General features: G+C 62.2%; 13 protein-coding genes. 4 read left to right on the plus strand and 9 right to left on the minus strand.

The genetic code is table 11. From position 1 onward, the window contains the following. Window positions 1–158: 158 nt before the first annotated feature. The 5 genes from araH to P2T68_RS28315 form a co-directional block, all read right to left on the minus strand. Window positions 159–1,124, minus strand: coding sequence for an L-arabinose ABC transporter permease AraH (araH, locus tag P2T68_RS28295; RefSeq protein WP_024076939.1), 966 nt, complete (start codon window positions 1,122–1,124; stop codon window positions 159–161). Window positions 1,125–1,143: 19 nt separating this feature from the next. After that, a complete protein-coding gene (gene araG / locus P2T68_RS28300; protein WP_024076940.1) occupies window positions 1,144–2,643 on the minus strand; it encodes an L-arabinose ABC transporter ATP-binding protein AraG in 1,500 nt (499 codons plus the stop codon). After that, window positions 2,640–3,626 carry a substrate-binding domain-containing protein gene (locus P2T68_RS28305; RefSeq protein ID WP_024076941.1) on the minus strand — a complete coding sequence of 329 codons (987 nt, stop codon included), beginning with the start codon at window positions 3,624–3,626 and terminating at the stop codon, window positions 2,640–2,642. Before P2T68_RS28305 ends, araG begins: the two co-directional genes overlap by 4 nt. Before the next feature lie 36 nt (window positions 3,627–3,662). Beyond that, on the minus strand, window positions 3,663–4,484 hold the full coding sequence (locus P2T68_RS28310) for an SDR family oxidoreductase (protein ID WP_024076942.1): 822 nt from the start codon (window positions 4,482–4,484) through the stop codon (window positions 3,663–3,665). Window positions 4,485–4,632: 148 nt separating this feature from the next. Then, window positions 4,633–5,112 carry a GNAT family N-acetyltransferase gene (locus tag P2T68_RS28315; protein ID WP_041161286.1) on the minus strand — a complete coding sequence of 160 codons (480 nt, stop codon included), beginning with the start codon at window positions 5,110–5,112 and terminating at the stop codon, window positions 4,633–4,635. A gap of 112 nt (window positions 5,113–5,224) precedes the next feature. Between P2T68_RS28315 and P2T68_RS28320 the strand changes: the two genes are divergently transcribed. From P2T68_RS28320 to P2T68_RS28335, 4 genes are all read left to right on the plus strand, one after another. Beyond that, a complete protein-coding gene (locus tag P2T68_RS28320) occupies window positions 5,225–5,869 on the plus strand; it encodes an HD domain-containing protein (RefSeq protein WP_024076944.1) in 645 nt (214 codons plus the stop codon). 111 nt (window positions 5,870–5,980) lie between these two features. Continuing rightward, entirely contained in the window at window positions 5,981–7,177 is a 1,197-nt protein-coding gene (locus P2T68_RS28325) for an MFS transporter (RefSeq protein ID WP_277378618.1), read from the plus strand. 85 nt (window positions 7,178–7,262) lie between these two features. Then, a complete protein-coding gene (locus P2T68_RS28330) occupies window positions 7,263–7,607 on the plus strand; it encodes a hypothetical protein (RefSeq protein WP_069076842.1) in 345 nt (114 codons plus the stop codon). A 51-nt stretch (window positions 7,608–7,658) separates the two neighbouring features. Next, window positions 7,659–7,925: a hypothetical protein gene (locus P2T68_RS28335; RefSeq protein WP_024076947.1), complete on the plus strand. Its 267-nt coding sequence runs from the start codon at window positions 7,659–7,661 to the stop codon at window positions 7,923–7,925. A gap of 426 nt (window positions 7,926–8,351) precedes the next feature. Here the strand turns inward: P2T68_RS28335 and P2T68_RS28340 are convergent, their stop codons facing one another. The 4 genes from P2T68_RS28340 to P2T68_RS28355 form a co-directional block, all read right to left on the minus strand. After that, entirely contained in the window at window positions 8,352–9,269 is a 918-nt protein-coding gene (locus P2T68_RS28340; RefSeq protein ID WP_069076843.1) for a PfkB family carbohydrate kinase, read from the minus strand. Continuing rightward, window positions 9,262–10,728 (minus strand): cytosine permease, encoded by a 1,467-nt coding sequence (locus P2T68_RS28345; protein WP_024076949.1) that lies wholly within the window; start codon window positions 10,726–10,728, stop codon window positions 9,262–9,264. Before P2T68_RS28345 ends, P2T68_RS28340 begins: the two co-directional genes overlap by 8 nt. 175 nt (window positions 10,729–10,903) lie before the next feature. Next, a complete protein-coding gene (locus P2T68_RS28350; protein ID WP_024076950.1) occupies window positions 10,904–11,905 on the minus strand; it encodes an ADP-ribosylglycohydrolase family protein in 1,002 nt (333 codons plus the stop codon). Then, entirely contained in the window at window positions 11,902–12,615 is a 714-nt protein-coding gene (locus tag P2T68_RS28355; RefSeq protein ID WP_277378619.1) for a GntR family transcriptional regulator, read from the minus strand. The genes P2T68_RS28350 and P2T68_RS28355 overlap by 4 nt, the downstream gene beginning before the upstream one ends. Window positions 12,616–12,677 lie beyond the last annotated feature (62 nt).

Here is a 12,677-nt window from a genome sequence, read left to right on the forward strand (position 1 = left end):
AGCGAGCTTGCTCGCGAAAAACGTCAACGATCACGCGTGTTTCCTGAATCAACGCGGCGCCTGTGAGTTCTTCGCGAGCAAGCTCGCTCCTACAAAAAAGCCTTAACTGAACGGCATTCGGGCAAGCCCCCTCCCACAGGGGGCCTGAGGTATTCGGTCTAGCGCTGCTTCATGCGGTCGATGATGACCGCCAGCAACAGGATCGAACCGCGGATCACATACTGGTAGAAGGTATCGATATTCTTCAGGTTCATCGCATTCTCGATGATCGCCAGGATCAACACCCCGGCAATCACGTGGCGAATCATGCCGATGCCACCACTCAACGACACCCCACCCAGCACACACGCCGAAATCACCGTCAGCTCGAAGCCCTGGCCGATCATCGGCTGGCCCGAGGTCATGCGCGAGGCGAGGATCACCCCAGCCAACGCGCCGATCAAGCCGTGAACGGCAAAGATGATGATCTTGGTGCGGTCGACGTTGACCCCGGCGAGCAACGCCGCTTCCTGGTTACCGCCAATGGCCATGGTGTTGCGCCCATAGGTGGTGTAGTTGAGCAGCCAGCCGAAGAACACAAAGCACAGCACGGTGATAATGATCGGCACCGGCACGCCCAGCAATTGGCCGTTGCCGAACACGAAGAAGCGCTCGTCCATCACCCCCACGGCCTTGCCGTTCGAGAAGATATAGGCCAGGCCGCGCACGATCTGCATGGTCGCCAAGGTCGCGATCAATGCATTGATGCGCAGCTTGGCGATCACGATGCCGTTGATCAGCCCCACCACCAGGCCCATGGCCAACGCCGCGGACACGCCGAGCACCACGCTGTCGGTGTCGCGGATCACGATCCCCGCCACCACGCCGGCGCAAGCGATCACCGAGCCCACCGATAAGTCGAAGTGGCCCGAGGCCAGGCAGAACAGCATGGTGCACGCCGCAATACCCACGGTGGAAATCGCCAGGCCCAGACCGCGCATATTCAGCGGCGAAAGGAAATTGTCGATGAACAGCGCGCTGAGCACAAAGATGCTCAGGGCTGCCAACAGCATGACCCAATCATCGAGAAACTTGCGCTGGTTGAAACCCGGCCAGAAGCCCTTTGCAGTTTTTACCTGAGACATACCCAAACCCTCTTATTCTTCAAGCCCGCGAACGCGGGAGAGCCAGTTGCAGCAGCCGTGCTTCATCCGCTTGATCGCGGGTCAATTCGCCAGTGAGGGCGCCTTCGCTCATCACCAGGATGCGGTCGGAGATGCCCATTACTTCCATCAGGTCGCTGGACACCACGATCACCGCAATACCGCTGGCCGCCAGGTTATGGATGATCTGGTAGATCTCCGACTTGGCGCCGATATCGATGCCGCGCGTCGGTTCGTCCAGCAGCAGGACCTTCATCGGCATCGACAGCCAGCGACCCAGAATGGCCTTTTGCTGATTGCCGCCCGAGAGGAACATGATTTTCTGCTCCGCGTTCGGCGTCTTGACCTTCATCGCCTTGATCTGGTGGTCGGCGTTGCCGGTTTCCCACTCGTCACGCAACAACCAGCCGAACGATGCGTGGGCACCACGGGCGCTGATGTTGATGTTCTCCGCGACGCTGGACAGCGGAATAATGCCTTCCTTCTTACGGTCTTCAGGGCACAGCAACACGCCGCCGGCGATGGCATCGCGCGGTGAACGCAGTTGCAGCGGTTCACCGCACAATTGCAACTGCCCGGCGCTGCTGCGTTCCAGCCCGCTGAGCAGGCGCAACAGCTCGGTCCGCCCGGCGCCGACCAGCCCGAACAGGCCGAGGATCTCGCCCTTGTGCGCCGCGAAACTCACCGGTTCGCGCAGGCCAGGGCCGAGCAGGCCGTCGACCTTCAGCGCCACATCACCGCGCTCACGCGGGCGATAGTCGTAGATGTCCTGGATATCGCGACCGACCATGCACGTCACCAGTTGGTCGTGGGTCAGCGCACTCATGTCGTCGAAGGTGCGCACGTAGCGGCCGTCCTTGAACACCGTCACCGCGTTGCAGATGCGGAATACCTCTTCCATGCGGTGGGACACATAGAGCACCACTTTGCCCTCGTCCCGCAGGCGTCCGATGATGGTCATCAAGCGGTCGATTTCCCGGGCGGACAAGCTGCTGGTGGGCTCGTCGAACGCAATCACATGAGCGCCGCGGGACAGGGCCTTGGCGATCTCCACCAGTTGGCGCTGGCCCAGGGACAGGCGCCCGAGCTTCTCCTCGGGGTCGATTTCATCGGCCAGGCCCTTGAGGCAGGCCAGGGCCTGCTTGCGCAGCAGGCTACGATTGACCACGCCGAAGCGCGACGGCAAATGCCCGAGGAACAGGTTTTCCGCGACAGTCATTTCCGGTACCAGGTGCAGTTCCTGGTGAATCACCGCGACGCCGCTGGCGATGCTGTCGGCGGCGCATTTGAAATCCATGGCCTGCTCGCCGATATGCACCGTGCCGCTGCTGGGAATATAGGCCCCCCCGAGGATTTTCAGCAGGGTCGACTTACCCGCACCGTTCTCCCCCATCAGCGCATGCACCTGGTGCGGACGCGCTTCAAAGCTGATCTGCGCCAGCGCCTTGACCCCGGGAAATTCCTTGCCGATGCCGTCGAACCGCAGAGCCGCCCCGTTCATTTCCACAACCCTATTTTGCTCAGTTCAGCCTTGAAGTTGGCGCGGGTGATCAGCGTCACGTTATCCAGGGCGGTAAACTTGGCCGGCTCAGTCCCTTTGGTTACCCACTCGAACATCGCCGTGGCCGTTTTATAGCCGGAGGCATCCGGGCTCAACAGCATCGAGCCGTAGAAACCGGTGTCGGATTTTTTCAGTTCTTCGATGGCGTCGGTGCCGTTGATGCCCACGCCGATCACATTCGCCGCCTTGAAGCCGGCGCTTTCGGTGGCGCGCACGCCACCGAGCACGGTGCTGTCGTTCATACCGCCGATGATCAGGTTTTTCGCGCCACGGGGCAGTTTGACCAAGGCGGAGTTGGTGGAATCCATGCTACCGGGGACGTCGAGGGTTTTCTGTGCGCTGAACAGGATATGGTCGGCCGGCAACCCGGCGGCCTTGAGGCCCTCCACCGAACCGTCGGTGCGTTTCTTGCCGGTTTCCAACTCGTCAAAGGTGTTGATGACCGCGTAAGTGTCCTTCCAGTCCCAGTTGCGCTGCTTGGCTTGCGCAGCCATGGCTTCGCCCTGTTTCTGGCCGATCTTGTAGGCGTCCAGGCCGACGTAGGGCACGTCTTCCATGGGCTTGCCCTTGGCGTCGACAAAGCGGTCGTCCACCGCCAGCACTTTCAGGTTATTGAGCTTGGCCTTGGCCATGATTGCCGGGCCCAGGGACACATCCGGCGGGCAGATGACAAAGCCCTTGGCGCCATTGGCGGCCAGGGTGTCGATGGCCGAGAGGGTTTTCTCACCGTCCGGCACGGCGATCTTGATCACGGTAAAGCCCTGGTCCTTGCCGGCCTTTTCGGCAAAGGCCCATTCGGTCTGGAACCAGGGTTCCTCCGCCTGCTTGACCAGGAAGCCGATCTTCACTTCTTCGGCACAGGCCAATGCGCTGAAGCCGCTTAACGCAATAGCGGCGGCGAGAACGCGTATTCCTTTTTTCATGAATGGCACCTCTTGTTGTTATTGGGGCGGCGACGTCTAGTCGTGGTACATCACGGAGCGCCCGCCATCGATCATCAGGCAGGTGGCGTTGATAAAAGGCGCCTCGTCAGTGGCCAGGAACAGCGCGCTCATGGCCACCTCGATGGGCTGGCCGATACGCTTGGGCGGGTGCAGGTCGAACGCGCGCTGGCGCTCGGCATGCGGGTCGGGGAAGCCGTTCCAGTAGTCGACGTTGAGCTGGGTCTCGATATAGCCCGGCGCGATGGCATTCACGCGGATGCCCTTGGGCGCGTACTCGATACCGAGGGCGCGGGTCAGGCCGAGCAGGCCGTGCTTGGCGACGGGATAGGGAAAGCAGCCGGGAATGATGTGGCTGGAATGGGTGGAAGCGATGTTGATGATGTTGCCGAGGCCCTGCTCGATCATGTGCGGCAACACTGCGCGGCAGCCGTACCACGCGCCGTCGAGGTCGATGGCAAAGCAGCGGCGCCAGTCTTCGTCGGTCATTTCCAGAGGGTCGCGGAACACATTGACCCCGGCACAATTGACCAGCACATCCACGCGGCCAAAGCGCTCGATGGCCACATTGACCAACGCCTGCCACTGCTCCTTGGACGTGATGTCGACGGGCTGTGCATGGATTTCGGCGCCGCGTTCACGCCAATGGGCAGCGACAGCCTCGACCTTTGCGCCCTGGATATCCGCGATCACCAGGCGCGCCTGCTGGGCCTGGAAACAGGCAACGATCGCCTCGCCAATGCCTTGGGCGGCGCCAGTGACGATCACCACCTTGTTTTTCAGCCGATCGCCGTAAGTCGGCTCGGGTACGGCGGGGAGTGACAACGGTTGTGCCTGCATCGCTTCACCTGTTTTATTTTTGGTAGTGAGTGCTGATGCCGCCGACTATAAACCCGAAAGCCGAAATATCTCAATATATAAATTTGCATCCCACATAGTGAGCATAGATATAAAAAAACCGGCCTTGCTGGCCGGTTTACGAGGGGTATCAGCCCTGGGCGAAATCCCTCAGGGCATCACCTTCCATCCGATAGCGCACCCACTCCTCCTGCGGCTGGGCCCCGATGGACTTATAGAAGGCAATCGCCGGCTCGTTCCAATCCAGCACGCTCCACTCAAAGCGCCCGCACCCGTTGTCGCAGGCGATCTTCGCCAGGTGGCGCAGCAACTTCTTGCCCGCCCCGCCGCCGCGCTGCTCCGGGTTGATGTAGAGGTCTTCGAGGTACAGGCAATTGCTGCCCAACCAGGTGGAATAGCTGAAAAAGAACACCGCGAATCCGATTGGCAAGCCGTCCCGCGAGCAGATCAGGCCATGGGCAGTAGCGCCCTCGCTGAACAGGCTGCGCTCGATATCCACCACACTGGCAATCACTTCATGCCGGGCCTTTTCATACTCGGCAAGCTCGGTGATAAACGTCAGGATCTGTGCAGCATCGCTGGGCACGGCGGGGCGAATCTCAATGGTCATGGGCGAACCTTGGGCAAATTCAAAGGCCACATACTAAGACGGTTTCATGACCGATTGCAGTGCAATTTCAATCGCGACTACCCTGTTGGCCCACCGCCTGATGAGAAGCCCCATGCCCTTCGCGCCCCTGCCCGACCTCGCCGCCACCTTACTGCCCCATGCCCTCGGGCCTTCGGAAGATGGCGCCCACGATCTGTCGCACCTGCAGCGCGTATGGCACAACGCACGCTTGATCCAGGCGCAGGAAGGCGGTGATCTGGAGGTGTTGCTGGCGGCGGTATTGCTGCACGACTGCGTGGCCGTCGAGAAAAACTCACCGTTGCGCTCGAAAGCCTCGCAGTTGGCCGCCGACAAGGCGGCGCAGACGTTGCAGTTGCTCGGCTGGCCCGCCTCCAGGGTCGACGCCGTGACCCACGCCATCGCCACCCATAGTTTTTCCGCTGGCTTGGAGCCTCGGACCCTGGAGGCCGAGATCACGCAGGACGCCGATCGCCTCGACTCCCTGGGCATGATCGGCGTAGCCCGCACGTTCTACACCGCCGGGCGCATGGGCAGCGGTTTGTATGACCCGGCCGACCCCACGGCACGCCACCGCGAGTACGACGACAAACGTTTTTGCCTGGATCATTTCCAGACCAAATTATTGTCGTTGGCCGACGGATTTCAAACGCCGACCGGCCAGCGCCTGGCACAGGCCCGCCACCATCGGCTCAAGGGATTCATGGAGACGTTTATCGAGGAGATCGGCGCACTGTAAACCGGCCTTACTCCGTTGCCGGCTAACGCAAGCACCACCAACCACAGAACAATCCGCCTGGGCGTGCGTGGTAAAAATCGGCCATAACTCCAACGACCCCAAGGCTTGCCCATGCACTCCACCTCACCGGTGGGCGGAAAATTGTTCGCCCTGTTTTGCCTTGCCAGCTTCCTATTGTCGCTGTCCTACGGTTCAACCTTTTTGCTGTCGTTGCTGATTCATTCGCGCGGTGGGAACGAGCATGACGCGGGCAGTGTGATTTCCACGGCGATGCTCAGCACGTTCGTGGCGGTGGTGCTCTCCGGGCACTTGGCCGATGCGTGGGGAGCGGCACGGGCCATCGCGGGGATGGGCATGTTGCTGGTACTTGCCTGCCTGGGTTTTGCCCTGACGCCAGGGTTTGGCCAGGGCTTGATGCTGTTCGGGCTGGCCCTCGGATTGGGCTGGGGCGTCTTCTATACGCTGGGCCCGATCATCGTGACCTTGCTGGTAGAACCCAGCCAACGCGCCAAGTACTTTGCGCTGCTGTCGGGCAGCATGTTGAGTGGCATCGGCTCCGGCCCCTTGCTCGGACGCGCCACCGCGGCACTGGACCTGCCCCTGACGACCGCGTTCTATATTGCCGGGTTGGCCAGCCTCGCCGGGGTTCTTGTTTTCTGGCGATTGGGCGCCGCGCTCAAGCATCGGGAAAATGCCCCGGCTTCGCGGATTTCCCTGGCCGCCAGCCGCCGGGTGCTGTCTTCCAAGGCGGCGTTCGCGATCCTCATGGTCGGCCTGGGTGGCTGCGTGTTTGGCGGGCTCTCATCGTTCCAGACCAGCTATGCCGCCGCGCACGGGTTGGACTACTCGCTGTTCTTCGCGGGGTTCCTGAGTGCAGCGATCACCAGCCGCCTGTTGATCGCCGGCTTCGTGGTCAAGCTGGATGCCTATCGGGCTGCCTGTGTGTTATCCGGGATCATGCTCGGTTCGATCGCGCTGTTCGCCTTTGGCGTGAGCGGCAACCTCAGCTATCTGCTGGCGGCGGCCACGCTGGGAGTGGGGTACGGCCTGACGTATTCCGTCATCAACGGGCTGGTCGCCCACGAAGCGCCGCCCGGTACAACGTCCCAGGCATTGCTGCTGTTCAGCCTGGCCTACTTTGTCGGCGTGTTTGGCTTTCCCTGGCTGGCGGGCAAGATCATCGTCGAATTCGGGCTGTCGACACTGATGCTGGGCGTACTGATCATCGCCGCGCTGAACTGGCTGATCACCGTTGCACGCTTGATCGAGCGCCGTCTCTCGGCACATAAAATCTTACAGGTGAGCTGATACCGTTCGTCGCCACCGAGGCACGAACCCACAAACTGGGCGGACCAATCAAGGGTAAGGACATCAATCATATGGAGACACCCTCATGAAGAATTCCACGTTTGCCGCCCTCGCCCTCACCGGCCTGCTGTCCGCCGCTTCGCTGAGTGTATTGGCCGCCACCTCGTCCACCGGCAAGACCGATCCTGTGGGCAGCCCGCCCAGCCCTGCCACCCAGGAATCCCAGGACTCGATGGGCACCGGCCTCGACACCAACGGGGGTGCAATCATCGACAACGGCGCCGACCCGCGCACCAAAGGCAACGACACCCAGCGCCAGGCCCCGGCCGCCGTCGGTAACGGCAAAATGGGCCCATCGGTCAATCAGCCGACGATCAACAAAGGCGACGACTCCAACATCCCAGGCGCCCCGAAACAGCCTGCGCCTTGACGCATTGGTAGCAAGACCAACACCCGATCATTTCCCAGTGAAGAGGTATGCATGAACGTCGATAAAAACCTTGAACAAGAAGTCCTCACCCGCCTGCTGCACGCCCACCCGAACGGGTTGGGCAAGGAGGTGCTGGATAATTACCGCGGTGAAAAAGTGGTCGCCAGTGTCTTGGCGCTCCTGCAAGACCGCGGCTTTATCAAGGATGGGCATGTGACCACCGATGCTGCCGGTGACTATGCGTTGAACCTGCCGATCAAGCTGACCGCGTCGGGCGTGGAAGAAGCGCGAAAGCTGGAAAGCCAAACCCGGCAGTAATGGCTTTTATCTGGCCTGGCCCTGACCCAAGGGCCAGAAGGAATATCGCGATGCGTCGTGGAAGCAATGTTCACCGCTGAACAGAAGCGCTAAGCGGCGCATATCGAAGAATATCGGCCCGTCTGTGGCGAGCGGGCTTGCCCCGCGTTGGGCTGCGCAGCAGCCCCAGCAAATCCACCGCGATCCTACCCGCGGGATCTCGGTCGATGGGTTTAGGGGCCGCTTCGCGCCCCAACGCGGGGCAAGCCCGCTCGCCACAACAAGCCCGCTCGCCACAACAAGCTCGTTCGCCACAACAAGCCCGCTCACTACAACAAGCTCGTTCGCCACAAAAATCCGGGCGTTCAAGGGAAAGACTAATTCTTAAAAATCAATAAGTTACTTGATCATTGATCAGAGGGTGCTTGCCCATCTTTGAGTGCATGGTCATTCAGCGAGTAGCGCGTCAACCTCGGCAGTGCCTGGAGACGTCGCAGGTCCCCAGCGGGTAACCGCCAGTGCCGCCGCCGCGTTCGCGCGGCGTGCCGCCACTGCGGGCGCCAGGCCCATGGCCAGACCGGCCATGAACACGCCCGCGTGCGCATCCCCAGCGCCATTGCTGTCCACCGCCCGCACCTTGAAGCCCGGCACGTGCTCAACCTCACCCGCGCGCCCGACCCAGCAGCCATTCGGCCCGTCACGCACGACCAGCAACGTTTCGGCGGGCAGGTGCTGACTGAGCGCGGGCAACGCGGCGGTGATATCCGCCGCACCGGTAAACGCGAGCGCTTCGGGGCCATTGCTGGTCCAGATATCGATACGCGGCAACAATGCGCTCATCAAGGCCGAGCCCGGCGCCTTGACCAGAGGGCCCGGGTCGAACACCACCACGATTGCGCGTGGCAGTGCCAGCAGCCAGTCGATCAGCGGCTGTGCCTTGCCCTCAAGGAGCAGGCTGTAGCCACTGACATACACATAGTCGTCCGCCTGCGGCGTTACGGCGGCCAAGTCCTCGGCACTCAACTCGCCCTCAGCGCCGATATGGGAGATGAAGGTGCGTTCGGTGGTGGCTTCCGTGAGAGACACGCACAACCCGGTGTCTTTGCCACCGCTGGCCGCCAAGGCCATTTCAATACCTTCGGCCTGCATGGCGGCACGGGCCAGGTCGCCGAAGCGGCCGTTGCCATGACGCCCCAGGTACACCACCGGCAAGCCATTGCGTCGCGCCGCCGCCATCACATTGAACCCGCCGCCAGCCTCGAAGCTGGCCGAGTGCGCGAGCACGTCGCCACCGGTGGCCGGCAGTTTTTCCAGGGACATGACCAGGTCGACGATGACCTGGCCAGTGTGCAGCAATCTAGACATTGGGGCTCTCAACTAAAGCCGGACGACGGTCAGCCGCGCCGCCGAGTACCGCGTAAATGCCGCCGGCAACCAGGAAGGTGACGATCCAGCCCAGGCCGTTGTGGCCCAGCCAGGAGTCGGACAATGGCCCGGCGAACCAGATGTTTTGCGCAGTGGTACCGATCGTGGTGAAGCTGAAACCCAGCACGATCGCCACGGCCCAGGCGCCGAACGCCCGCCATTCCACGCCACCGCGATACCAGTAGGCGCTGCTTGGGCTCACGTCCAGCAAATCCTTGGGGCTGTAGTAGTGGCGATGGATCAGGTCGACCACAAAGATCCCGACCCAGGCGGTGATCGGCACCGCCAGCAACGAGATGAAGGTGATGAACGGGCCGTAGAAGCTGTCGGCGATCAGCATGAAGTAGATGGAGCCGGCGAAGATCGCCACGATGTCGACGATCACCGCATGCACGCGCTTGACCTTCAGACCGAGGGTCAAGGTGGTGAGGCCGGCCGAATACACCGACAGGTTATTCGACAGCAGCAACCCGCCAAACGCGGTGATCAGGTACGGCACGGCCATCCAGGTCGGCAGCATGTCGCGGATCGCGATGATCGGGTCGGTGGCCGAGGCCAGGTCATGGTTGCCCACCGACAGCAGGCCGCCGAGGGTGATCAGCAGCACCAGCGGAATGCCGGCACCAAACGCTGCGGACGCCACCAGGCGCACGGCCTTGACGCTGCGGTGCTGGTAGCGCGACATGTCGGCACCGGCGTTGGCCCAGCCGATACCGGTACCGGCAGCCATGGTGCCGATGCCAATCATCATCGCGCTCATCGGTGCCGGGGTAGCGTTGAACACCGCGCTCCAGTCGATGGTGGCGCAGAGGAAACCGCCGACCAGGATGTTCAAGGCACCGAATACATAGGTGGCCCACTTCTGGATCACCAGCAAGGTAGCGTGGCCCAGGCCGGAAACCGACAGGGTCAGCAACACGAAAATGGCGATGAAGATCAGGGTCAGCAGCGGCGCACTTTTCGCCTCCACCGGGGAGCCGAACAGGATCGAACACAACGAGAGCAGCACGAAGGCGGCGGTGGTGGTGTTGACCGTTTCCCAGCCCAGGCGTGACATCAGCGAGACCAGGGTCGGGCCGATATTGCCGCGTACGCCGAAGATCGCGCGGGACAGGGTCAGGCTGGGCGCACGCCCACGGCGGCCAGCGATGGAAATAATGCCCACCACCGCGAAGGAACCGGCTGCGCCAAGGATCGCAACGATGATCGCCTGCCAGATAGCCAGCCCACGAAACGCCACCAGGGTTGCGCCCAGCGGCAAGCCGAGAATGCTGATATTGGCGGCGAACCACACCCAGAACAGTTGCAGCGGATGACCGTTGCACTCGCCTTCAGGGACCGGTTCGATGCCGCGTGTTTCCAATTGCCCAGCGCTTTGGCTGGAAGAGATGCTGCTCATGAGGGGTGCTCCTGGTGCCTGTATTGTTGTGGTTGTGGCAGATGCTTAAGGTCGATCGACTCTCGGTCTTCCTGACTCGATGAGCTCACAGTGGGAGCGCGCTTTCTGTCAAAGCATCGGGGCGGATACACCGCTGACGCGAGCAGGCCCGCTCCCACCTGTTTGTTTGCGGGGCTTACCGAATGGTCAGCAGCCCCTGCACCAGCGCCTGTAGATCCAGGCCATTGACCCGCTTGACCTGTTCGATCATCGCTTCAGGCCAGCACTGCATGCCCAGGCACGCCCCCAACATGGCCCCGAGCATTGCGGCGATGGTGTCGGTATCGCCCCCCAGGCTGGCGGCCAGGCACAGGGCTTCAAATGCGTTCATTTCGCCCGACGCCACTTGCTGCGCGAGGGCGAACGACACCACCACCGACTCCTGGGACGCGACGGAGGTGCCGATCAATTCATAGAGCAGGTCGGCGAACAGCGCCTTGTCGCCACTGCCGACGCTCAAGGTCCGCGCCCAACTGATGCGCGTGGAAATACGCCCGCCCGCAATCCAGTGGCCATGGCTTTCGGCTTGCTGGGCGAGCTGGGTGCCGATGTTCAAGGCTTCGCCCAGGTCCACACCGTTGATGCCCGCCGATACCACGGCGGCCACCGCCGCCGCACTGGAGATGCCCAGGGTGGTGTTGTGGGTGACCTGGCACGCCTGGATCACCGCCTGGAGAAACTGCGCCGGGTCGCGCACATCGGCGGCGATGCCCACCGGCGTGATGCGCATCGCCGCGCCATTGGTGGTGCCGTAGCGTCCGGCTTCTTCCGGGGTGTGCCCGGCGAGGATCATGTCGATGGCGCGCTTGGTCGAAGGCCCGAGCAAATCCTGGGAGCCCTTGGCACGCATCACCGCTTCCCAGTCGATCAGGCGCTGGGCGAGCACAGTGGAGTCGATCTTGCCGTGGCCTTCCACCAGCAACTCGCCGACCAGAATCGCCTGTTCGGTGTCATCGGTGATGGAGCCAGCGGGCATGTTCGGCGCGATGGGCTGGTTGGCGTCAGCATCTTCCAGGGCAGTGATCGCACCGAAGCGCGCCTTGACCTGTTCACGGCTCAAGGATTGGGTGGGCATGCCCAAGGCATCGCCCAGGGCCAGGCCATAGAAAGCGCCAAGAGCGCGAAGCATCGGGGTCATTTCGACGTTCCAAACTGCAGGTGCAGGCGAAAGTGCAGAGGGTCGAGCAAGCTTTCGACGTGCTCCATGAAGCGCTCGCGACGGTCGTAGGTGGTACGCGACGCCTTGAGAAATACCGTGCCTGCCGGGCGACCGAGCAATTCGGCGTCTTCCTCGCTCAGCGGCTCGGCGCCGATCCACTGGTCGCCCTCGGCGCCGACATAACCGTAGGCGGCCAGGGTGATGGTCAGGGAGTTGTCGATCAGGCCCACACGGGGCAGGCTTTCCAGGCCACCGGTCGCCGGCATCAACGAGCGTTCCAGGGACACGGCGGTGCCGTCGGTGGTGCGCCGACGGCGGTCGAGGGCAATAAATTGATCGTTGCCGAAACGGCTGAACAGGTCCGCGCGGGTCACGGCTTCGAAGCGCAGGATATCGGTGGTCACCAGCGCGCCCGTGTCGGCCAGGGCCTGGGCCCAACCGCTGCGCTGGTCAAGCACCATGCCGTCAAAGGTGACGATGGAACCCACGCCACTCTGGGTGGCGATGTAATTACGGCGCTTGAGCTCGGCCAGGGCCTCACGCAAGGTGCCACGACTGACCGCAAACTCTTCGGCCAACTGGTGCTCGCCCGGTAGCAGGAAACCGTCGGCCATCACCCCACCCTCGATACGGCGGATGAGCTCGTCGACGACGCGTTTTTTCTTATCAAATCGAACATGTCTAATCATGTACAAATTGATAACCGAAAGCGCCCGATCACAGCAAGCGAATTATTTCAAAGGAATGAAAA

The organism is Pseudomonas sp. G11, from assembly GCF_029457515.1.
In the GTDB taxonomy this organism is placed as follows: Bacteria; Pseudomonadota; Gammaproteobacteria; order Pseudomonadales; family Pseudomonadaceae; genus Aquipseudomonas; species Aquipseudomonas gorinensis.

Coding starts and splice junctions, on each gene's coding strand:
- araG (WP_024076940.1), bottom strand. CDS start 2,643: ATGAACGGGGCGGCTCTGCGGTTCGACGGCATCGGCAAGGAATTTCCC.
- P2T68_RS28320 (WP_024076944.1), top strand. CDS start 5,225: ATGCCCTTCGCGCCCCTGCCCGACCTCGCCGCCACCTTACTGCCCCAT.
- P2T68_RS28325 (WP_277378618.1), top strand. CDS start 5,981: ATGCACTCCACCTCACCGGTGGGCGGAAAATTGTTCGCCCTGTTTTGC.
- P2T68_RS28335 (WP_024076947.1), top strand. CDS start 7,659: ATGAACGTCGATAAAAACCTTGAACAAGAAGTCCTCACCCGCCTGCTG.
- P2T68_RS28310 (WP_024076942.1), bottom strand. CDS start 4,484: ATGCAGGCACAACCGTTGTCACTCCCCGCCGTACCCGAGCCGACTTAC.
- P2T68_RS28305 (WP_024076941.1), bottom strand. CDS start 3,626: ATGAAAAAAGGAATACGCGTTCTCGCCGCCGCTATTGCGTTAAGCGGC.
- P2T68_RS28330 (WP_069076842.1), top strand. CDS start 7,263: ATGAAGAATTCCACGTTTGCCGCCCTCGCCCTCACCGGCCTGCTGTCC.
- P2T68_RS28350 (WP_024076950.1), bottom strand. CDS start 11,905: ATGACCCCGATGCTTCGCGCTCTTGGCGCTTTCTATGGCCTGGCCCTG.
- P2T68_RS28345 (WP_024076949.1), bottom strand. CDS start 10,728: ATGAGCAGCATCTCTTCCAGCCAAAGCGCTGGGCAATTGGAAACACGC.
- P2T68_RS28355 (WP_277378619.1), bottom strand. CDS start 12,615: ATGATTAGACATGTTCGATTTGATAAGAAAAAACGCGTCGTCGACGAG.
- P2T68_RS28340 (WP_069076843.1), bottom strand. CDS start 9,269: ATGTCTAGATTGCTGCACACTGGCCAGGTCATCGTCGACCTGGTCATG.
- araH (WP_024076939.1), bottom strand. CDS start 1,124: ATGTCTCAGGTAAAAACTGCAAAGGGCTTCTGGCCGGGTTTCAACCAG.
- P2T68_RS28315 (WP_041161286.1), bottom strand. CDS start 5,112: ATGACCATTGAGATTCGCCCCGCCGTGCCCAGCGATGCTGCACAGATC.